Raw genomic sequence first — 20,932 nt, forward strand, 5'->3', positions numbered from 1 at the left:
GCTCAGCGTCGCGAAGGATGAACTCGGCGAGTACGGCGCGCGTAGAGAAGAGGGACGGGAATGACCGAGCAAGGCGGCAAGCCGCAACAGGGCTTTTGGGGGCTGTGGTCGATCTCATTCGGTTTTCTGGGGGTTCAGATCGGCTTTGCGTTGCAAAATGCCAACGCCAGCCGGATCTTCCAGGCGCTCGGCACGCCGATCGAAAATCTTGCGTTGATGTGGATGGCAGCACCGCTGACCGGCCTGCTCGTGCAGCCGATCATCGGGCATTACAGCGATCGAACCTGGACCCGCCTCGGCCGCCGTCGCCCCTATTTTCTCGTCGGTGCCATACTCTGCACCGTCGCGTTGCTGTTCATGCCCAATTCGCCCGCGATCTGGGCGGCGGCGATCACCTTGTGGATATTGGACGCCTCGCTCAACGTCACGATGGAGCCGTTCCGCGCCTTTGTCGGCGATATGCTGCGGCGCGCGCAGCGGCCCACGGGCTACGCCTTCCAGACCGCGTTCATCGGCGTGGGCGCGGTAATCGCGAGCCTGGCGCCGTATGTGCTGACCGAGTTCGGCGTGCCCAATGTGGCGCCCGAGGGGCAAATCCCCGATACGGTTCGGTTCAGCTTCTATATCGGTGCCGCCGCATTGCTGCTGGCGGTATTGTGGACGGTGTTCGGCACGCGCGAATACAGCCCCGAACAGCTCGCGATTTACGCTGTCGCCGATGGCGAGCTGCCGCCCCCGCCGCATCACGTTCCTACCACAACCCCCGCAACCGGACCCTATTGGCTGGTGGGCGGGTTGCTCGCGGCGCTCGCGGCCTTCGCGCTGTCGCTCAAGCCCGAGGCTTATCTGGTTTCGATCGGCCTGGTGGCATTCGGCGTGGCGCAGATCGTCTCGCGCCGGTTGATTGCCGCCGGGCGTGGCGACAATCTGCTCAGCCACGTCGTCAACGATCTGGCGACGATGCCCGAGACGATGCGCCGCCTCGCGCTCGTCCAGTTCTTCACCTGGGGGGCGTTGTTCATCCTGTGGATCTATTCGGTGCCGGTGGTCGCGCAAAATGCGTTCGGCACCGATGATCCCGCTTCTGCAGCCTATAATCAGGCGGGTAATTGGGTGGGGGTGCTATTCGCGATCTATTCGGGGGTTGCGGCGATTTGCGCCTTCGCACTGCCGCTGCTGTCAAAGGCTCTGGGTCCGGTGCGAACCCACATGATCGCCTTGTCCGCCGGGGCAACCGGGTTTGTCGGCCTGTTCGTCATCCGCGATGCAACCCTGCTGATCGCGGCGATGATCGGCATCGGTATCGCCTGGGCATCGATCCTGACGATGCCCTATGTCATCCTCGCCAATACGCTGCCGCAGCATAAGCTGGGCGTCTACATGGGCATCTTCAATTTCTTCGTGGTGCTGCCGCAGTTGATCGTCGCCGCGTTGATGGGCGCATTGATCGACGCGGCTTTCCCGACCGAGCCGGGATATACCATGCTCATCGCCGCTGCGGTGATGGCGGTCGCGGTGCTGGCGATGCTGCGGGTGAAGGTTTGATGTTCCCCTTCGAATTCGCCCGGTCGTGTTCCTTCGGCTCTTCAGATCTGTGAATAGGGCGTCGGGCTGAGGATCTGGTTGTCGATGCCGGTGGTGATTTCGGGGTCGGTAAGTCCGGGTGTCGTAATCAGGCGGCGCCACGCCGGATCCGCGCCGAAGCTGCTCCAGCTTCGTTCGCGCGCCGCGAAATCGGGAAAGGTCAGCAGGTAGGTCAGGCTCGGCAGGCGTGAGCCCGTAAGGTCCTGGGCGAAGAAGACCGGCGTCAGGCCGTTGCGGCGAAATATCTCGATCTCGCCGCCGGTGTCGAACATCTCGATCTTGGTTGCCCCGGCCTTGTCGCTATGGCTGAAATACGTCCGCAGTTCGAATATGCGGGGCTTGTTGGCGCCCGCGGCGTCTGGAACCTCGACGCGCGGAAAATGCGGGAAGGCGCGCATCAGCTTCACGTCGAGCGAGGCGTACGGTGGCCCTTCGGGGGTGGCGCTGGAAAATGGCTCGGCGGCCTTCGCATAGCCCTGGTCGTCGGCCAGCTTGCCGGGCAGCGCGGCGAAGTCGGCGATCGAGGGATAGGGGACGAGGACATGGACGCTGGGGCTTCCCGGGCCGATGGCCACGGTGAACGCACCTATGGGGCCACAACCCGCGCGGCGCGCCGCCGGGATGAAGGCATCGCGAAGATAGGCGTCGAGGCGCGCCTTCATCCCGCCGTGAACCAGGCGGTAGGTGCGAAGCTCGTAGACCTCGGGGGTGACCGCCGCGGCGCGGCGCTGGGCCCGGGCGCCGGTGCTCGTGAGGGTTACACCACCGGCGGCAGCAGCCCCCGCGAGCACCGAACGTCGATCAATTGGGTACGCCATCATGTCCTCGCAAAGCCGTCTATCGGGGTACGAAGCCGATGTCGCGGGCGTCGTCAATCCACAACGGTTCGACCACCGCGCCGCCCGCCTGGGATGCGGCAGGGCGCTCGGCGGTTGAAAACCAATCGATTGGCTGCGATCAACCGACAACAGTGAACGACGCCCGCGCGCGGGAAGATCGGGAGAGGTCGATGTTCAAGCTCGAGCGATTCGTTGTGGCCAGCCTGCTCCTGATGGCGGGCAGCATGGCGGCGGATGCGCAGGAACCGGCGAGCAACACGCTGACCGCGGCCGAGCGCGAGGCGGGCTGGACGCTCCTCTTCGACGGTCGCGACCTGTCGGCCTGGCGGTCCTTTGCCGGCGGCGACGCGCCGCCGACATGGCGCGTGCGCGATGGCGCGATCATGCTCGTCAAGGACGACGGCCGGATGAGCGGGACCGACCTCGTCACTGCAAAGAGCTACGGCGCGTTCGAACTCACGCTCGACTGGAAGGTGGCGAAGGGCGGTAATAGCGGCGTGCTCTATCTGGCGCGCAACATCCCCCAGACGCGGCAGGTGTATGAAACCGGGATCGAGATGCAGGTGCTCGACGATGCGGGGCATGCCGATGGCAAAATCCCGTCGCACCGCGCGGGCGCGCTCTACGACATGACGGTGCCGCCCCCCGGCACCGCGCGTCCGGCAGGCAGCTGGAACCACGCCCGGCTTCTCGTCGAGCCGGGACGCATCCGGCAATGGCTCAACGGCGTCATGACCGCCGACGTCTCCTATGGCGATGATGCGTGGGCAAAGCGCGTGACGGGATCGAAGTTTGCCAAGATGCCGTATTTCGGCACCTTCCCCAGCGGCGTCATCGCGCTGCAGGATCATGGCGAGCCGGTCGCGTTCAGGAACATCAAGCTGCGCCCGATCGGCGCGAGCGCAGTGGTCGAAACGCAATGAGCCTCGATCCAGCGAGCGCCCCCGCCGACGTCATCATCGTCGGCTCGGGGGCTGCCGGCGGCATCGCGGCGTACAGCCTCACCAAGGCCGGGCTGCGCTGCCTGATGCTCGAGGCGGGGCGCGACTATGACCCGCAGCAAGAGGTCAACATGCTCGCGCCCGAAAGCGACGCGCCGCTCCGGGGCAGCGCGACCCCCGATAAGCCGTTCGGCTATTTCGACGCCACCGTCGACGGCGGCTGGGAGGTCGATGGCGAGCCCTATACCTCGACTAAGGGCAGCGGTTTCCGCTGGTGGCGGCCGCGGATGCTGGGCGGGCGGACCAATCACTGGGGCCGCCACGTGCCGCGCTGGGGCGCCTATGACTTCAAGCCCTTTTCGCGCGACGGACTCGGCGTCGACTGGCCGATCGGCTATGACGATGTCGCGCCCTTCTACGACCGGGTCGAGAAGATGATCGGCGTCAATGGCGGTCCGATCGGCCTAGAGAACCATCCCGATTCGCCCGCCGACTGCCTGATGCCGCCGCCCGCGCCGCGCGTGCCCGAGCTGCTGCTCAAGGCGACGGCCGAGAGCATGGGCATTCCCGTGCGGGCGGCGCATACCGCGGTGCTGACGCGCGACATGCCCGATGCCGTCGCACCGCGAAGCGCCTGCTTCAATGCGACGCCGTGTACGCGCGGCTGTACGATCGGCGCGATGTTCCAGACGACGACCTCGTTCCTGCCGATGGCGAAGGCGACGGGGCGGCTGACGGTGGTCACCGACGCGATGGTTTCGCGCGTGCTGACGAATCAGGCGGGCCGGGCGACCGGGGTCGAATATGTCGATCGCAAGACGGGCGTGCGGCATCAAGTCAGCGCGCGCGCGGTCGTGCTGGCGGGGGGCACGGGCGAGACGACGCGCTTGCTCCTCAATTCGGGCGAAGCGGGCAGGGGGCTTGCAAATTCGTCGGGCGAGCTCGGCCGCAACCTGACCGACTCCACCGGCGCATCGTTCAGCGCCTTCATCCCAGGCCTTGCCGACCGGCCGCGCTATAACGAGGACGGCATCGGCGGGCAGCACGTCTACATCCCGTTCTGGCTGTACGAGAAGCAGAAGCGCGGCGAGCTCGACTTCGCGCGCGGCTATCATTTCGAGGTGTGGGGCCGCTTCGGCGTGCCATCCGCCAACGTGCTGCCGCGCGCGTGGGGCGCCGATCTGAAGAAGGCGGTGCGCAGCGCCTCGGGGGCGACGATCGGGCTGTCGTTGCGCGGCGAGATGATCCCGAACAAGGATACCTATTGCGAGATCGATCCGGGGGTGAGGGATCGCTTCGGCATCCCGGTGCTGCGCTTCGCCTTCCGCTTCTCGCGCCAAGAGGTGAACCAGGTCGCGCATGGCCGCCGCATCGCGCACGCGTTGTTCGAACGGATGAACGGCCGGATCCTCGACGACCCGAGCCTGCCGCCCGAGAAGATCATGGCTGCGGGCGGCGAGATCATCCACGAGCTCGGCACTGCGCGGATGGGCGCCGATGCGCGAACGTCGGTGGTCGACAGCTATGGCCGCGCCTGGGACGTCGACAATCTCGTCCTCATGGACGGCGCGATCTTCGCCTCGGGCGCACACAAGAACCCCACGCTCACCATCCTGGCGCTCGCGCTGCGCGCCTCGGAGCGACTGGCGGCGCGCTTCAAGTCGGGAGCCTTCGCATGACGCCCTCGCGCCGGACGACGCTGCAATGGATGATCGCCGCGGCGGCAATGCCGCTGGCGCGCTGGGCGTCGCCCGCCTCCGCCGCGGAGGGGGCGAATGCGCCGCCGTTCGACACGGTCGCCGACTGGCCGGGTGCGCCGCCGCCGCTTGTCGCGACCAAGGGCTATGGCCGCGACCCGACGCTGATGGAGCCCAAGGTCGTCTGGCCGCTGACGCTGACCAGGGCGCAGCGCGCCACCGTCGACCTGCTCGGCGACATGATCCTTCCCGCAGACGATGTGTCGCCCGGCGCCGGGCAGCTCGGCGTCGGCGCGTTCATCGACGAATGGATCAGCGCGCCCTATCCGACGCAGCAGGGCGATCGCGCAACGATCCTCGGCGGCCTCGACTGGCTCGACCGACAGAGCATCGCCCAGCACGGGAAGGATTTCGCTGCGCTGGGCGCGCCGATTCGCGGCCTATTGCTCGACGCGCTGTGCGTCGCCGTGCCGAGCGGGAAGCTCGAGATGCCCGTCAAGTTCATGGATCGGCTGCGCCATCTCTTCGTGCTGGGCTTCTACACCTTGCCCGAGGGAAAGAAGGACATGGGCCATGTCGGCGACCAGCCCACCGAAGGCCCGTATCCCGGCCCGTCGGTGGAGGCGCGGACGCACCTCGCTGCGCTGCTGGCGGAGCTGAAGCTCGGCGAGCGCACGAGCTGACGGCTCGCCGCTCGTCGCGCATTGGGCGCGCGGCAAAAAGGTGCGTCAGCCGAGACCAGGAAGCGGCATTTTTCATCGCCTGCTCGCCAAAATGGATCTCGGCAGACACAATCGGAGCCCGACCTCACCCTCAATGCCGGACCTTTCCCTCTTCGAGTTCTCCGGGCACCGGATACAAATAGCGTATCGCGGACGAGAACAGCCTCAGCCATTCATCAACCCGGTCCAATGACCACTCCGATCCCGGCGGTGGCGTCTTTGCTAGAAGCGATCGAACCACAGGGTCGGCTGCCGCAGTCGGCCGGACTGATCTTTCAAGAACCGTTTCTTCAAGATCATCTTTGGCATCATCCGGTGGGGGGTAATTCATGCTATCCCGCGACATCGGCTTGGTGTCACCCTCAGGCAATCGCAGGGATTTCATCATTATGCGCGCTGCTACTTCCAGCAGCGGCTCCTCAACGCCGGCATTCCGCAACGCATCATACATGTCACTCTCGGGCGCACTGGCGATACGTGCCCCGAGCGCGTGAAGCGCAGCGGCGAAGATCGGTACGTTGGATACTGCTCTATGAATATCATTGGTATTGAAATTACCGATGGCGAAGCGTTTGCCCAGTGGTGTCAGCACATAGCCGCCTGAAGCACCTCGCGCGATCAGACCGAACTTGCGCGCCGCTATCACTCGATTGTTGATGCTTCCCGTGCCCGGTCGCAACTCCATTTCGATCGCTATCCCGTCGCGAGAGACACCCTTCGCGACGCGGCGCATCGCCTTGGCGATCCCGATCGCTCTTCCAAGCGGGACTTTGGGGAATGCCCCGTCTCCATTGGACCGAAGGGCCGTTTGCATTTGATGCGTTCCTGCTCGAACATTTTCGAACCGAGTGCTTATGATCGCTACGGTCCGGTGCAATCGATCTTGCTACAATATTCGATTTTGGTTCCCATCGAAAGTCCTTTCGTCCTCCAACACTGTCCTTGGTAGGGATAGGGGCCGTAAAACCCCGCTCACTGTCGTCCGCTTCGGCTAGCCTACTTCAAAGACAAGACGAATAGCCACGGTGAAACACTCTTGCATTAGTCGCATTTGTCGGCACGCTGATCTCTTAGGGGACATGATGTGGGAACAACGGCCATCGCCATCGCCACTGTTTCGGCCTTTGCCTTTCAGGCATCCGATCAGGCGTGCCCTGCCCCGACGGTCTGCGGCACGGTGGTGGACGCCAATGGCGCGCCTATCGAGGCAGCAGAGGTCACGATCGAGCGGAACGGCGCTCCGATCGTCGTGGCGACCGATAACGCCGGCAGGTTCCGCGCCGAAAATGCCGCTGATCCGACCGGCATCACCGTGATCGCAGACGAGCGTGACGCCGTTACCATTGCCTACGACGCCTTCCGCGTTACCGGCGCCCGCATCGTCGTCGACGATCCGCCCGCGCTCGCCGAAGCCGACATTCTGGTGACCGCGCGAAAAGCATCGCTGCCATTTTCGCGTCAAGTCATCGAGAAAATCGATCTTTTGACCGATCCCATTGCCAATGCCGATGCCCTCCTGGCGGTTGCTGGGCTGCCATCGGCCACGAACCTGGACAATTCGGCCGACGTGCAGCTGCGGGGAAGCGCGGCCGGCCTCAGCCGTACCTATTACAACGATGTCCCGCTGTACGAGGTCGTGCGGGGCTCATCGGTCGATCAGGTCACGCGCGTATCATCGATATTCAACGCCAGCATTTTGCGCAACATCGAGACCTATCCCACGCTGTCGCCGGCCTATTTGCCGAATACCGCGGCGGGAGCGGTCAGGATCGTTCCCGCCGTTGACGGATCGGTACCCTCGTCTGTCTTCCTCGGCTTGCCGGGTACGACTGCGAGTGCCGCATTCGCGCTGCCGAACGGCAGCGTGCAAGCCTATGCCAGCGCAATCGATCTTTCCGGTACGCTCGCGCTGAACCCCAAGCTGAAGGCCACGACGGATTCTTTCACGTCGGCGGCTATCGGCCTTTCCGCCGTGGCGAGGACTTCGGGCGGCACCGAAGTGACGAGCTTGTCGGTCATCGACGTCGAACGGGGTGCGTATCCGCTGCGCTTGCTCAATCTGTCGGGCGTTTCCACCAACCGGCGCTTGCGCTCCTATAATCTCGTCGGTGTGGAGGCCGCCGTGGGCGACGAGCGTTTGAAGCTGGATCTATCCGCAACCGGCACCTCGAACGACCTGGAATATCTGGGTCAGAAGGTTTCGGCCAACAATCTGTATCTCTACGCGAACGCCGATTTGGCGGGCAATTTTCTCGGGGGATTGATCGAATACAGGACCGGGGTCTCCGGCGAGCATTTTCGACTAGCCGGTGCCGGCGCGTTCACGGCCGACGACGCGCAGGCGCGACGGCGCCTCGAGAAGCTAACCTATGGTTCCGCTCACGCTTTCGTCACGCTGCAGCCCGTGGCATTCCTCACCCTGGCGGTGGGAGGCCGTCAGTACACGTCGGGCGACCGGTCGCCCGGCGCTACTTATTCCGCGGCAGCTACGCTATCGAGCGAAGACCGCCGCCATAAACTGATCGTCGGTGGCGGCACGTTCGGCGCGATCATACCACCGGAATTGATATCGACCACGCCGCTCATGCGCGCCCAGAGCCGTCAGGTCTCGATCGACTATGAATTCGCTGGCGGTCCCGTCGACCTGAAAGTCGGCGGCTATCTGAAGACCGATCGGGTCAACGAAAGCCTGACCCGGATAGAGGGATTCGACGGCAGTATCGTGGTCCGGCCGACGTCGTGGTTGCGTTTGTCGGCTTCTTTCGCGCGCTCGCGACAGCGATCGGCAGGGTTCCGCGCCGATCGCGATCTCGGCCATTTCGTCCGCATCCAGTCGCGGCTAAGTCTTTCGGCCACCGCCGCCTTCAATGCGACGTTCACTACCAAGAGCGGTGCACCCTATACCCGCGTTCTGCGCGGGGGCGCGGACGGAGCGGGCGGTTTTTTTCCGGTCTTTGATGACACTATAAACGGAGCGCGCCTGCGGCGGTTCGAGACGCTGGATGTCAATATCTTCGAAAGGCTGCAGCTAACGCCGAAGTTCGCGCCGATCGTGTTCGTCGGCGTGACCAACCTGCTCGACCGGCGCAACGAATCGCGGCCGGTGTATAATGCCGACTTCTCGCACGAGGAACGCTCCTATTTCGAGCGACGGGCATTGTCCTTTGGAATCGTTCAGTCCTTCTAACCTAACGGACTGTTCAGACTTGACCGTTGAGCCGCCAGTACGGCACCAGATTCAGCCAAGTCGTGGCGCCGCCTGATCCACCAGCAAAGCGCCAACCGCCGGGGCCGATCGAGTCGCCGATGGATAACGGCGATGCTGCGCCCGCTCGAATCGTCGACCGCGTGATCGGGCTGGTCTCTTGCCCGCCGCCCGCGGTCGCCAATAGCTCAACGGCATGGCTTGGGCCTTCGCCCGCCGCCCTAAAGGCGACTTCGCCCGCGTGAACCCCGTGCCCGATGAGCAGCACGGCAATGCGGTCGGCTGGTTGGTGCACAATAACAGCACAGATGCTCGACAGAAAAAGTAGCGCCAATTTGATCTATTTTCTGCGCAAATTACATAATGCCTCTATTGACACATATCGACGACAATGGCCTCATAGTAACTGCGCCTAAGGTTAAAGTGTCGGGTGGCGCTGCTTGCATGCGAGTGAGAACCAGCCAGATTGGCTGCCGAAGTTCGCACTCGATCTATGTATAATTCCGGCGAGTTGCGCCGGCGACGCATGCGTAACGGGTCGCGATAATCGCTGGCCGATGCTCAACCACCACCTCCACGACGGCTGCGACCTGCATCAATACCTCTGAACTCTTCTTGTCAACGAAGCGAAAAACCCGCTTCACAGATAAACAGGGAAGGAAATATGATGTCCAAGAAGTCGACGCTTAGCTTCTATCGCTCGGGTGAACTCGTTGGCCGGCGTACCGGTGCAGTCGCTACTGCGGGGCGGTGCACGACCACGACCACGACGACGACTGCAGCAAGCATCTCGGTAGTCGAGCTGGTCTGACAACAAACACAGTCGGCCCGGATATCCTCCAGGTCGATGCGTCGTTGCCATCACAGCTTCCCATAATGATCGGCTGTGGTGGCAGCACGTCACGTAGGGAGAATAGCGATGTACAGGAAGACCACGCTCAGTTTTTACCGGTCGGGCGAGGTAACGAAGCGCCGCGCCAGCGCGCTCGTTACGGCCGGGCGCTGCTCGACAACCACGTCGACCACCACCGCGGCATGTATCGCCGTCGAACTTTCGAGCGACTAGTCTCAAGCGGCCGGGGAGCCGATCTCCTCTGCCGCTCTTTTCAGACGTTCGATTGCAGCACGCTAGTTCGCCCGCCCGTAGTGGGAGGGCGATGAGGGGGCGGGTTTTGAGAAACGGCGAACAGAAATTGTCGTACCGGTTGAACCCTGCGGTCGGGTGGAACTTCCTATCGGGCGGTCAAGCACTCCAGCTCAGATTTCCCGATGGGGATCATCTGACGATCGACGATGAGGCCATGGCGGCGTCCGAAATACTCGAGTCGCTAGCGAACGGGGTCGAGCCCATCGACTGCGGCGATATGGTAGCAGAAATCACGACATTGCTCATGGACCGCAAGGCCTTGGTAGCAAATCGTGGCCAATCGAGCGACTGGCTCGAGAACATGCTCGAGTATGTATTGGCGGCGTCGAACCGACACGCGGGCCCCTCCGCATTTGTCGAGAAAGCGCGCCAAACCACCTTCTCGATCCGAGGCGAGGGATGGCTCGCCGGTATCGTCTCCGAAGCCTGCGCGCTCGCCGGGCTTCACGTCGACGAGCAACCCGGCCCCGAAGGTCATTGCATTATCGCGATTGCCGATAGGATCGCCCATGACGCGTTCTCCGCGATCAACCGCCAAGCCTGTGAGAGCCGAACGCCGATCGTCTTTTTCTGGCGCGAGGTTTCCCGGATCGTTTGTGGGCCACTGGTGTTGCCCGGTGAATCGGCATGCTTCGAATGCTACCGCACGCGCGTGCGCGCGAATATTCGTTTCGGCGCCGAATTCGACGCGTTTGCGGCCTTGCCCGTCAGCCACCGCGACCATATCGGCAGCGCGCTGGCAGAGGGAGCCGCGCGCTCGTTCATCGCGCGGCAACTCCTGGCGATCGCCGCGCAGGCCTACGACCTGATCGAGCCCAACGCGCTATACAGCTATGACGCATTGATGCTCAAATTGGATCGGCAGGCCTTGCCCCGCGTTCCCCGCTGCAGGGTCTGCGGTGTGCTGCGAACCGAACCCACGCGCGCGATAAGGACGCTGGCGTGACGACGGTTCATGCTCCCGCCCAGGCGTTCAAGACGCATGCCGACCCGCATGAGCAAGCTGCGCTATCGCTGCGTCACGTGCTCGATCGCGTCTACGACGTCGAGACAGGACTGGTCCGGTTTGTGGCGGAAGTGCCGATGCAGCCCGAAGAGCCGGCGCTCCACCTCGCGGTCGCGGAATATCAGAACCCCTTCCTCGTCCCGCCGCGAAGCTTTGATCTCGACGGCAGGGAGGCGCCCGAAACGACTATGATGGGAACGGGGGCGGCGCTCGATCGGCTCTCCGCGCTCTGGTCCACCGTGGGCGAAGCCATCGAGCGGTACGCGCTCCATGTGTACGACCGTGACGAGGTCACGATGGGAACCCCCGACACGTTGGACCTGCCTTGTGTCGCACCGGACCGGATGATCCTGTTCGCCGATCACCAATATGCCGCGCCGACCTTTCGCTTCGTGCAATATGATCCGTCGGCGCCGATCGGCTGGGTCCGCGGTATCGACCTTGCGGCCGGTTCGCCGGCCTATCTGCCGGCGGCGCTCAGCTATCTCGGCTATCGCGCGACTTCGCGCGCCGAGTGCCTCGATTCGGGCTATTCCACTGGTGCGGCTGCGGGGCCCAATCTCGCTGCAGCCTATCACTCCGGACTGCTCGAGACGATCGAGCGCGATGGCTTCGCCTGTCATTGGTATCTTCGCCGCCCACCCCCCGAACTCGATGTTACCCAATATCTGCCGGAACTCCCGCCCCGGCTTGTCGACATATTCCGCACCGCGTCGCTACGGCTGCGCTTCTTCGATTTGACGACCGACCTCGGCGTTCCGACCGTCCTCGCGATCGGGTTGCCGACAGGCGGTGGCGCGGCGATCGGCGCTGCCGCGAGACCCAGTTTCGCTGCTGCGCTCGAAAAAGCGGCCATAGAGGCCTTTCACACCCTTAATTGGGTTACCGAACTCAAGCGCGATGGCCACCACATCGAAGACGCCGCAGACGTCCGACAATATCGCGACCACGTTATCTGGCACCTCGTACCCGAACGGCTGAAGTCGCTCGACTTCCTTCTCCACGCAGAGCGGCCGGCACGATTGCCCGCCGCCAGCTGGGCCGGCGAAAGCGACGCGGACCGCCTGGCTGCGCTCGTCGCGCGGCTCAAGGTTCGTGGATATGAAAGTTACGGCCTCGATATGACGCCGGCCGAGCTGGAGGGGCTCGACCTCAACGTGGTCCGCTCCTTCGTACCGGGGCTGCACCCGCTCGGATCGGGAACCGGCATCGAACACGCGGATGATCGTCGGCTCCGCCAGTTCGCCAACGCTGTCGGTTGGCCCTTCCCCGGCCAAATCAACTTCGACCCCCATCCTTTCCCCTGAGAGGTCGGCCATGTCTTTCGCTTACCAGCTGAATATCATCGACCCGTCTTCGATCATCGAACCATATCTCAGTCCATTGGGGCATACGGCGCCGGAGATGGAGGAGATCGAGACCTTCCATGAGGCCACGAAACTCAAGAGCTTTCATGAAAAGACGCTTGGCCGTCGCATCGGTACCTATCTCACCGAACGCCGTGCGATCCAGGAAACGGCATGTAATTTCAAAAGCTATCTCGAGGCCGAGAAACTGCGATTGCCTCCGCCCGCGACCATCCAGGCTTCTTTCTCGGACGTGCTCGCACAACGGCATTCCTGCCGTGCATTCGATGGCCGTGCGATCACCTTACTCGAGCTCTCGCAGATGCTCTCCGCGGTACGCGCCACGCGCAAGGCGGGCACCACGGTCGATGGCCTGGAGCTCTGGTTCAGACCATATCCCTCGGGTGGAGGTCTCTATCCCAGCGAAATCTATGTGGTCGTGCAGAATGTCGCGGACGTCGAACCGGGGCTCTTCCATTACGACGCGCGACGTCACGAACTCTCTCGCATTGGCGGCAAACCGCGGTTCTCCCAATTGCGTCAGGCGTTAGGGGACGAAGACGGCCTCACGCTCAACGCTGGCGTGATCGTCCTCGTCAGCACGCTGCCCGAGCGCACCGTCGTGAAATACGCGTATCGGGGCTATCGGTTCGCCATGATGGAAGCGGGCATGATTCCCTTCGCCATCAATCTGGCCGCCGCGGGCATCGGCCTCGACGCTCTCCATTGGGGCGGTTTCCTGGATGACAGGATCAATGGCTTGCTGGGTCTCGACGGGCTGTCGGAAACCATCGCCTCGTGCCTCATCGTGGGAGGAGCCGCCAAATGAAACGGGTCAGCGGGAACCTCATTGAACTGGTCGGCAGCGGGCTGGAACAGGCACTGATTGCGCTCACGAAGGGCAATCAGGCCGATGCGCGTCGGGCGTATGATCAAATAAAGTCCGTTCTCTCGGGTCGTATGCTCGACTCGGAATTCGAAGATATTCTGAACGCGAACCAGGAGGTGCGCTGCCTTTCTGATCGGCTTTATATCGTTGGAGCGTCAACATCTTCGCCCGTTCTCGTCGAAGCTTGGCAGTTCGTGACCAAGATTCTGGCGGGTGCCGACCCACTCGTCATCGTCCGCGAGGTACCGGGTGGGGCACGCCAGACGTCAGAACTCGATGGCATCAGCGTCATTCGGCTAGCTCCGAAAGACGCGGCGGATCGCGAAACGGTCGTGCACGAATTTGTGCATGCCCGCGTGCGATCGGGCCACCGCATGCTGGATGAGGGGCTGGCCGAATGGATGGGTGCTCTTGCCGCTTTCGGCGAGAGTGGGGCCAAAGCGGAATTGCGCCGCCGGGCGGAGCATGGACCCGCCCTGGAGGTTCTCGCGGCACGTCGCTGGACCGATCAACCCTGTTTCGAAGGCCTCGCGGTACCGCGCGGCTCGGCCCACGCGGTTGCGGCGCTCTGCGTCGCCGATCTGATCGAGACGCGGGGTATCGCCGAAACGCTGGGGCTCATGGAGCGTGTCGAGCGCGACCGATCCGACGATATCCGAGCGCTTCTGAACGTAGAAGCGGTCGAGCCGACCGAGCACAGGACGGCCGTGGAGGCGGTGATTCCCGATGAGCAAGCAACCGCCATCCGCAGACAGTTCCGTACGGGTGACACCAAGGGGGCTTCGGACAGCCTCGCGTCCTTGCGCCGATTGCATCTGGAGCAACCCAATGACGAGGCGATCGAAGAAGCATATCTGATAACATTGCTGCTCGCCGCGAACGAACCCGACGCGGAGCGTTTGAGGGTCGAGTTCGATCAAGCGCTCGCACGCTATGTCGGTCGGCGCGACGACACCGCGATGGCTTACGCGTTATGCGTGTCGCGCGAGGGATTGAACATCCGCTACGCCTCCGACTTTATCGCAATGAACGAGAGCTTCGAGCGCGGTCGCGCAATCATCGAGGCGGCGCTCGACGATTTCGACAAGGACGTCGACGTGCTGGCTACCGCGGCCAAGTTCGAGTTCCATACGCCCCTCGAATATGGCGGCAACCCGGCAAGAGCGCGCGCCTACCTCCAGCGAGCGGTCGCTGTCTGCGAAGATCCGGTGTTAGCGGCCCATTTCAAGGCCGCGTTGGATCGCAACCTCGAGCGATCCGACGCATGACCCGTTACAGCGGCCCATGCCCTGCGATCGGTGTCCGCGACCTTGTCGTCAAGGGCCAGGACGGCTTTACCCTCGACATCCGCGAGCTCGACATCGCGCCGGGAAGCATGGTCGCGCTCATCGGGCGCAATGGATCGGGCAAAAGCACGTTCCTCGATGCTGCGCTGAGCCTGCTCGACGTCAACAGCGGCAAAGTGCAGATCTTCGGCGAGACACTCGCCAAATTGCCGACCACCCATCCCGTTCGGGCGCGTATCGGCGCCCAGGTGCAAGGGGTAACCTGGTCGTGGTCGATCAAGGTCGGCGAGATCATGGCGATCCACAATTCGCTGTACGGCTCGACCTACGCCAAGATCGTCGACGGCCTGGGGGTGCGATCGCTTTTTCCCGGCATGTATCGCAAGCTCTCGACAGGGCAGCGCCGACGCGTCGACCTTGCAATGGCGCTGGCGCACAAACCCGATTTGATAATCCTCGACGAACCATCATCGGGCCTCGACCGCCAATATAGAACGGCGTTTCACGAAATCCTTGCGGAACGCAGGGCTGCCGGCGCGACCATTTTGATCGCATCGCATGAAGGGCGCGACGTTGGAATGGCGGATCGCATCCTGTGGTTCGAGAAGGGGGAGATCATCGAGGATAGTGCGCCCGGCGATATCATCGGCCGCCGCGTCGGGCATTTTGTCGGCATCGTCGACGACGCGGCGCCAACGTTGCTCGATCGCCTCGAAAACGATCTCGCGCCCTCGGCCCGATCACACGCGCGCGACGGGAGCAAGCTTGTGTTGATCGGCGAGAACGACCTTCGCACCCCCTTCATCGCCGCGATGGAACGGCATTCGGTCGCCGGTTATGTCGTCCGCCCCGCGCGATCCTCCGATCTGCTGGACCTCGTCCGCAATAGTGAGCAGTTCGATGGAGGCCGACCATGAACGCCTTGTCCCCGAGTCCGACGCGGCCGGCGAGCGGTTGGATCGGACAGACGGTGCGCCTCACCACGGTAGAGACCGCCACATATCTACGGGACCGGACCGCAATATTCTGGACGTTCGTCTATCCGGTCGTCCTGCTGATGCTGATGATGACGCTGTTCGGCGGCGGCGGCGAGAGAGAAAGCTTCAAAATGGCCCTCGATGTCGAGGGTCGCGGCGCTACGGCCGATCGGGTTGTGGCACAAATCCAGCGCAACTTCTCGATGATCGACGGTATCGATTTCGAGCTTCGCAAGGTTGCGCCGGACCAGCAAACGCCGGCGGGCAGGGTACGCCTTGTGGTTCCCGATCGATCGGCTTCCGGAACGACCGTGCCGCTGGTCGTGCAGCTGAACGGCACACCCGACGCGAGCAGCGGCAGCATGCTGTCGCTCGTGGCGCAATCTGCGTCCGAGCTGAACGTCGCGCTGGCCGGCATTCCACCGCGCGTAACCCTGAATTACGACCTGACCCCATCGCCGTCATCGTCGATGTCGCCCAGCGTATATTACGTGGTCGGCTTGGCAGTGTTGACGATAGTATCGACCGCATTATTCGGGTTTAGTGGCCCGCTTATCGACCTCCGGGCACGGGGCGGCCTCAAACTCTTCCAGTTCATGCCCGTTTATCGGACCGCGTTCTTGACGGCATTTGCACTTTGCCGTGTCATCATCCTGTTCGTTTTCGTGACTCTCTTTATCGTCGGAGGCCTGGCCTTATTCGGCGGTCTCGCCGAGATCTCGACGGAGGGCTGGGTGACGATGATTGTGCTCAACCTGTTTGGCACCGTCAGCTTCCTAGCCGCCGGTTTGGCTATCGCCGGTTTCGTCACCAGCAATACACTTGGGTCGGCGCTGATAAACATCATCAACCTACCGATTATTTTTCTTTCCGACCTCTTCATACCGCTCAATGCGATGCCAGACGTCGTCCAGAGCATATCCAAGTTCACCCCGGTCTATTTGCTTGTCGATGCGATGCGCGGTGCTGCCGCCGGTACACGGACGCTGGCAGACTGCGGACCGGCGTTTGTCGCGCTTACGATCTTGTTCATCGTCTCGGCGGCGTTTGTCGCCGCCACTTTCCGTTGGAGGCTCAAGAGATGAAGCATTCGATCCTGAAGATGGTCGCGGCTATGGCCTTTGCTGCAACAACGGCCCCTGCCGAGGCTGGCGTACCCCCTTTGGGAACCGACGTCATCGTTACGGTGCGCGGTGTGGCAAAGGCCGAAGGCGGATTGTACGTCAATCTTTGCCGAAAGCCCGAGTTTCTGACCCCAAAATGCTATAAAGCACTGGGCCGGAAGGTGTCGAAGACCGGGTCGTATGTCGTCGATTTCAAGGACGTTGAGCCTGGAACCTATGCGGTTCTCGCGATCCACGACGTCAACGGCAACCGCACGCTCGATCGCAACGGCTATGGGGCGCCCACCGAACCCTCGGGCGTCAGCGGTAGCGGACTTGTCGTCGGCCAGTTGCCCGAATTTGATCGCAGCTCTTTCAAGGTCGACACGTCGATCGTGCACATCTCACTGGACCTGAGTTGACATGTCCGACCCCCAGACGAAGCCGGGCCCGGGACGCCTCTCGTCGATCCTTCGCGCTCCGTCCCGGCGCGAGCCGCTGATCGTCGAAGGCAGCGGCGCGAAGATCACCGTAGAGCTTGGCGACGACCTGTTCTGCAAGCCCGACCGTGGATACGGCGAATATGTCGCAAGACGCACGATGCGGGAATTCCATGCCGATTTGCTCCATGCCAACGACATCGCCCAAACGTCTCTGCCCGGGTCGATGCGCAAGATAATGTCGAGCGAATTGATCGAGCAACCGGAGCACTACGACGACGCCGAACTGGTAATTGACGGCCAGCAGGTGATGCAGGCCTGGGAGCATCCCTATATGGCAAAGCTCGCCGAGATCGCGGCCGCGGGCCGCGGGGATATCCTGGAGATCGGCTTCGGAATGGGCATATCTGCGTCCGCCATCCAGGACCTTGGGGCTCGTTCTCATACCATCATCGAATGCCACCCCGACGTACAGCGGCGTTTCGCCGCTTGGCGGCTGCAATATCACGATCGGGATATAGAGCTTATCGAAGGAAGATGGCAGGACCGGTTGGATGAACTCGGCCAGTACGACGCGATCTTATTCGATGCATATCCGCTTAACGAACGCGAATGGAACGAGCATTACGTAAATGACGTAACCTATGCCAGGCATTTCTTTGAAATGGCGGCGAAGCATCTTCGTAAAGGTGGTGTCTTTACATATTACTCAAACGAGGTCGACAGCATGGGACGTGCGCACCAGCGCGCGCTGTTCGAATGGTTTGAAGAAATCACTGTTTCGGTTATTCGCGGGCTCAACCCGCCGGACGACTGCCATTACTGGCAAACAAATAGCTTTCTGGTCATTAGCGCAAGGATGAGTAGAACTGATAATTAGGTACGGCGCGGGTGATTAGATTGGCTGCCCGCCGCACCAATGGTAGGTCGGGCCATGCCAAATCACCCTGGAGCGACCGTCCGGCAGGTTTCCTCCACCCAGACGGTGATTTGACCGACCTACCTGAAGGGTTCGCAGGCGACCCCATCGCCATCGCGGTCCATGCCTTCGCGATAGCCGGGCTCACTAGCATAGATTGGTGCGGTACCGGCAGCACGAGCATCATCGCACCTGCCCCAAAAATCACCGACCTGTGGTTCTCTTGCCCGGGCCACTCCAGCCCATACCGCAACCGGCTTTGCAGCCGAAAGCATCCGGGCTGACCCATTCTCGTCAATCGCGATGCTTCCAACACCCAGGGTTACGCCGGCGGCGATAGCAGCGCCGAAAATCCTGATCGCAGATCTCCGGTCGCTATGCCGCTGCTTACGGCGATAGTGACTCCCCAATTTCACCGGGACGGCTCGGAAAGGCTTTTTGAAGCTCATCGATCGAGCCTATTGGGCAACGGTAAACGACCGGTTCCTACGCCCTCAACCGCGAGCGGCATAATGCAGCACTCACTGGATCTGCATCACGCTGACCATGGCGGGAGCCCGGGCGCTTTCTACGGCAAAAACCGTGGTCGGAAAAATCTGCGCGCGACCGCGCTTTTGGCGTCACCTTCGACAGCCAGTTGTAGGCCGCGGTTTCGACGGAAGGTCACCACACGACGCAAGTAAGATGCGGGACGCTCGAATTCGCGCCCCTATGGTAGTAGGTGAAGCTGCAAGCCGGGGGATGATGCGAAACGACCCGCGACAATCGGAGCGAGACCATTCGGTCGAAGCGCTGGTGCGGCGCTACGAACCGGCAGTTCGTGCATATGGCGCAGATGAGCGACTTCGCCGCGATGAACCGTGCGTGCGAACGATGGCTCGATGGCCTGCCCAAGCCGGCGCACGCGACTGGCGAGGCGAAGCTCGCGCGGGCCGGCAACCTGGTCGAGATCGCCGTCGTCGCGGCGGCCGGTGGAAAACAGTCTTGCTGACTTTGCTCTCGATTTCATCTTTGGAGCATGCATTCTAGCCCGACGCCAGGACGGAAACACAAGATGCCTTCTTCACCCCCCGACATGTTTGCGCTGGGCGATGCGCTGTTCGCCGACGCGATCGGGCAAACCCATCGCCACCTGGCGCGCCCGGTGCTGGTCGGGCTGTGCGGCCCGCAAGGCAGTGGCAAATCGACGACGGCCAGGCGGCTCGAGGAGCGGCTCGACGGGGCCGGCCTGCGGACAGTGGTGCTCGCGCTCGACGATTTCTATCTGACGCGCGCCGAGCGCTCACGGCTTGCCGAGGAGGTTCATCCACTATTCGCCGTGCGCGGCGTGCCGGGCACGCACGATATCGCGCTGCTTGAGCAAACCCTGGCCGCGTTGCGGGAAGCAAGGCCGGGCAGCGTCACGCGATTGCCGGTGTTCGACAAGCTTGCCGATGATCGCTGCACTGCGGACCAGATGCGGGCGTTCCGCGGGGCACCCGATGTCGTGCTGCTCGAAGGTTGGTGTATCGGCGCCACCCCGCAGGACCCGCCTGCGCTCGTCGGACCAGTAAATTGGCTCGAAGCGGAGGAAGACCCCGACGCGCGGTGGCGAATCCACGCCAATGAACGGCTTGGGGCCGACTACGCTGCCCTGTTCGCACGGCTCGATCTCCGGCTAATGCTGCGGGCGCCAGGCTTCGACTGCGTCCATGCCTGGCGCGCCGAGCAGGAGGCCGGGCTTTCGGCGCGGGCAGGCGGGGGACCGGCGATGAATGATGCCGCGCTAGCCCGCTTCATCGCGCATTATGAGCGGCTCACGCGCTGGCTGATGATCGACGAACCTGCTGACCTCATCGCTGACCTCGACAATGCCCGGTCCCCGCGCGGCTGGCGCCGCTCCGCGCAACCTTGCGCCGAGCGCTCCATCTTGAACACAGGAACTTTTGCATGACTGCCGCCACGTCATTGGCCCTGTCGCCGGCCGCGCGTGCAGCGGCGTGCCATCGAGCCATTGTTTGTGAATGCGAAGTTCAGCATCCGCCAAACTGTGCGGGCTGTGTTCCGGCCCGCCGACGCGTTCGTACCGGCCGCGCCGCTGGAGGGCGCCTCGGGGGCACTCGCCGCGTCTGACCACGCCATAGTGCCCACGGTGCTGCCGCAGCCCATCAGCGTCTTGTTGGTCGAACCTTGTGCACTGCAGCGAGACATCAAGCGAGACGGGTGTCGGCTGCGGCCCCGACGCGCGGCCCCAGCTGCTTGGAAGACTGCAGATCTTCCAATGTCAACGGGGGGGTGAGCTCGACTTCGGCGATATCGTCACTTGCCCACCGCACAGTACCTGTCCTCTGCAAGCCTGACACGAGCCGAATTCTAACAGGCAGGCCACTTTTTAGGGCCGCTTGGTTCGATATCGCCATACCCCGTTGGGAAACGTTACTTACATGTATTGGATGCAAGCCAGCTTCTGTGGATAGAATGCCTGCTGTATCTGTGCTCAGGCTTAACGCAACGCCGCGACCCAGACGGGAATGCTCCGCCATATCGGCAAGTAGGGCGGCGCTGTCTATATTTGAAGAAAATTGAATTCCACAGATGTTTCCGTTGAGCCACGCCACTCTACCGTCTATTCCAAGATCGTCGGTCCAGAATACGGTTACGGCGTCTCCCAGTTCTACTTCGATACCCAAGCGGAGCATCGCGCCGCCATCCGAAATGTTTTTCAGGCGAGCGAGACCTTCATCATAGGCTGAACGCACCTTTACAATCCGTAACACCGTACGAGACCGGTTGCTTGTGCGCTGCTCGATTGGGGCAATATCCGACATTGGGCTATATACCTTTCCGTCACC

Annotated in this window: 21 protein-coding genes; 16 read left to right on the top strand and 5 right to left on the bottom strand. The window is 62.7% G+C overall.

Annotation, left to right across the window (positions count from 1 at the left end):
* Nucleotides 1–60 precede the first annotated feature (60 nt).
* Nucleotides 61–1,545 carry an MFS transporter gene (locus NMP03_RS15180; protein ID WP_256506324.1) on the top strand — a complete coding sequence of 495 codons (1,485 nt, stop codon included), beginning with the start codon at nucleotides 61–63 and terminating at the stop codon, nucleotides 1,543–1,545.
* A 41-nt stretch (nucleotides 1,546–1,586) separates the two neighbouring features.
* On the opposite strand, the gene NMP03_RS15185 is transcribed toward NMP03_RS15180, so the two are convergent.
* A complete protein-coding gene (locus NMP03_RS15185) occupies nucleotides 1,587–2,405 on the bottom strand; it encodes an NIPSNAP family protein (protein WP_256506325.1) in 819 nt (272 codons plus the stop codon).
* A gap of 212 nt (nucleotides 2,406–2,617) precedes the next feature.
* On the opposite strand from NMP03_RS15185, the gene NMP03_RS15190 reads away from it, so the two are divergent.
* From NMP03_RS15190 to NMP03_RS15200, 3 genes are read left to right on the top strand one after another with little or no spacing between them, the layout of a single operon-like run.
* On the top strand, nucleotides 2,618–3,346 hold the full coding sequence (locus NMP03_RS15190; RefSeq protein WP_256506326.1) for a 3-keto-disaccharide hydrolase: 729 nt from the start codon (nucleotides 2,618–2,620) through the stop codon (nucleotides 3,344–3,346).
* Nucleotides 3,343–5,043: a GMC family oxidoreductase gene (locus tag NMP03_RS15195; RefSeq protein WP_256506327.1), complete on the top strand. Its 1,701-nt coding sequence runs from the start codon at nucleotides 3,343–3,345 to the stop codon at nucleotides 5,041–5,043. The genes NMP03_RS15190 and NMP03_RS15195 overlap by 4 nt, the downstream gene beginning before the upstream one ends.
* The gene (locus NMP03_RS15200) at nucleotides 5,040–5,744 is read left to right on the top strand and encodes a gluconate 2-dehydrogenase subunit 3 family protein (protein ID WP_256506328.1); all 705 of its coding nucleotides are present in this window, start codon (nucleotides 5,040–5,042) and stop codon (nucleotides 5,742–5,744) included. Before NMP03_RS15195 ends, NMP03_RS15200 begins: the two co-directional genes overlap by 4 nt.
* 130 nt (nucleotides 5,745–5,874) lie before the next feature.
* Here NMP03_RS15200 and NMP03_RS15205 read toward each other — a convergent pair whose 3' ends face one another.
* Nucleotides 5,875–6,597 carry a hypothetical protein gene (locus tag NMP03_RS15205; protein ID WP_256506329.1) on the bottom strand — a complete coding sequence of 241 codons (723 nt, stop codon included), beginning with the start codon at nucleotides 6,595–6,597 and terminating at the stop codon, nucleotides 5,875–5,877.
* A gap of 270 nt (nucleotides 6,598–6,867) precedes the next feature.
* Here NMP03_RS15205 and NMP03_RS15210 point away from each other — a divergent pair, with 270 nt between their 5' ends.
* Nucleotides 6,868–8,970 (top strand): carboxypeptidase-like regulatory domain-containing protein, encoded by a 2,103-nt coding sequence (locus NMP03_RS15210; RefSeq protein WP_256506330.1) that lies wholly within the window; start codon nucleotides 6,868–6,870, stop codon nucleotides 8,968–8,970.
* Between the two features lie 13 nt (nucleotides 8,971–8,983).
* On the opposite strand, the gene NMP03_RS15215 is transcribed toward NMP03_RS15210, so the two are convergent.
* Nucleotides 8,984–9,322, bottom strand: coding sequence for a hypothetical protein (locus NMP03_RS15215; protein ID WP_256506331.1), 339 nt, complete (start codon nucleotides 9,320–9,322; stop codon nucleotides 8,984–8,986).
* A 330-nt stretch (nucleotides 9,323–9,652) separates the two neighbouring features.
* On the opposite strand from NMP03_RS15215, the gene NMP03_RS15220 reads away from it, so the two are divergent.
* The 9 genes from NMP03_RS15220 (at nucleotide 9,653) to NMP03_RS15260 (ending at nucleotide 18,062) form a co-directional block, all read left to right on the top strand.
* Nucleotides 9,653–9,799 (top strand): hypothetical protein, encoded by a 147-nt coding sequence (locus tag NMP03_RS15220; protein ID WP_256506332.1) that lies wholly within the window; start codon nucleotides 9,653–9,655, stop codon nucleotides 9,797–9,799.
* A gap of 361 nt (nucleotides 9,800–10,160) precedes the next feature.
* Nucleotides 10,161–11,081 carry a TOMM precursor leader peptide-binding protein gene (locus tag NMP03_RS15225; RefSeq protein ID WP_256506333.1) on the top strand — a complete coding sequence of 307 codons (921 nt, stop codon included), beginning with the start codon at nucleotides 10,161–10,163 and terminating at the stop codon, nucleotides 11,079–11,081.
* Between the two features lie 77 nt (nucleotides 11,082–11,158).
* Entirely contained in the window at nucleotides 11,159–12,448 is a 1,290-nt protein-coding gene (locus NMP03_RS15230; protein WP_256506334.1) for a YcaO-like family protein, read from the top strand.
* Nucleotides 12,449–12,458: 10 nt separating this feature from the next.
* On the top strand, nucleotides 12,459–13,316 hold the full coding sequence (locus NMP03_RS15235) for a SagB/ThcOx family dehydrogenase (RefSeq protein ID WP_256506336.1): 858 nt from the start codon (nucleotides 12,459–12,461) through the stop codon (nucleotides 13,314–13,316).
* Complete coding sequence (locus tag NMP03_RS15240; protein ID WP_256506337.1) at nucleotides 13,313–14,644, top strand: hypothetical protein; 1,332 nt, start codon at nucleotides 13,313–13,315, stop codon at nucleotides 14,642–14,644. The genes NMP03_RS15235 and NMP03_RS15240 overlap by 4 nt, the downstream gene beginning before the upstream one ends.
* Nucleotides 14,641–15,579, top strand: a complete 939-nt coding sequence (locus NMP03_RS15245; protein WP_256506338.1) for an ATP-binding cassette domain-containing protein — start codon at nucleotides 14,641–14,643, stop codon at nucleotides 15,577–15,579. Before NMP03_RS15240 ends, NMP03_RS15245 begins: the two co-directional genes overlap by 4 nt.
* Nucleotides 15,576–16,724, top strand: a complete 1,149-nt coding sequence (locus tag NMP03_RS15250) for an ABC transporter permease (protein WP_256506339.1) — start codon at nucleotides 15,576–15,578, stop codon at nucleotides 16,722–16,724. Before NMP03_RS15245 ends, NMP03_RS15250 begins: the two co-directional genes overlap by 4 nt.
* On the top strand, nucleotides 16,721–17,164 hold the full coding sequence (locus NMP03_RS15255) for a DUF2141 domain-containing protein (RefSeq protein ID WP_256506340.1): 444 nt from the start codon (nucleotides 16,721–16,723) through the stop codon (nucleotides 17,162–17,164). Before NMP03_RS15250 ends, NMP03_RS15255 begins: the two co-directional genes overlap by 4 nt.
* 1 nt (nucleotide 17,165) lies before the next feature.
* Nucleotides 17,166–18,062: an O-methyltransferase gene (locus tag NMP03_RS15260; protein ID WP_256506341.1), complete on the top strand. Its 897-nt coding sequence runs from the start codon at nucleotides 17,166–17,168 to the stop codon at nucleotides 18,060–18,062.
* A 119-nt stretch (nucleotides 18,063–18,181) separates the two neighbouring features.
* On the opposite strand, the gene NMP03_RS16190 is transcribed toward NMP03_RS15260, so the two are convergent.
* Nucleotides 18,182–18,550 carry an excalibur calcium-binding domain-containing protein gene (locus tag NMP03_RS16190; RefSeq protein ID WP_319937606.1) on the bottom strand — a complete coding sequence of 123 codons (369 nt, stop codon included), beginning with the start codon at nucleotides 18,548–18,550 and terminating at the stop codon, nucleotides 18,182–18,184.
* 386 nt (nucleotides 18,551–18,936) lie between these two features.
* Here NMP03_RS16190 and NMP03_RS15270 point away from each other — a divergent pair, with 386 nt between their 5' ends.
* Complete coding sequence (locus NMP03_RS15270; RefSeq protein WP_256506342.1) at nucleotides 18,937–19,092, top strand: RidA family protein; 156 nt, start codon at nucleotides 18,937–18,939, stop codon at nucleotides 19,090–19,092.
* 84 nt (nucleotides 19,093–19,176) lie between these two features.
* Nucleotides 19,177–20,034 (top strand): AAA family ATPase, encoded by an 858-nt coding sequence (locus NMP03_RS15275; RefSeq protein ID WP_256506343.1) that lies wholly within the window; start codon nucleotides 19,177–19,179, stop codon nucleotides 20,032–20,034.
* 256 nt (nucleotides 20,035–20,290) lie between these two features.
* Here NMP03_RS15275 and NMP03_RS15280 read toward each other — a convergent pair whose 3' ends face one another.
* Nucleotides 20,291–20,908 (bottom strand): PilZ domain-containing protein, encoded by a 618-nt coding sequence (locus NMP03_RS15280; RefSeq protein WP_256506344.1) that lies wholly within the window; start codon nucleotides 20,906–20,908, stop codon nucleotides 20,291–20,293.
* Nucleotides 20,909–20,932 lie beyond the last annotated feature (24 nt).

The sequence above is a fragment of the Sphingomonas qomolangmaensis genome (assembly GCF_024496245.1).
Classification (GTDB): domain Bacteria; phylum Pseudomonadota; class Alphaproteobacteria; order Sphingomonadales; family Sphingomonadaceae; genus Sphingomonas; species Sphingomonas qomolangmaensis.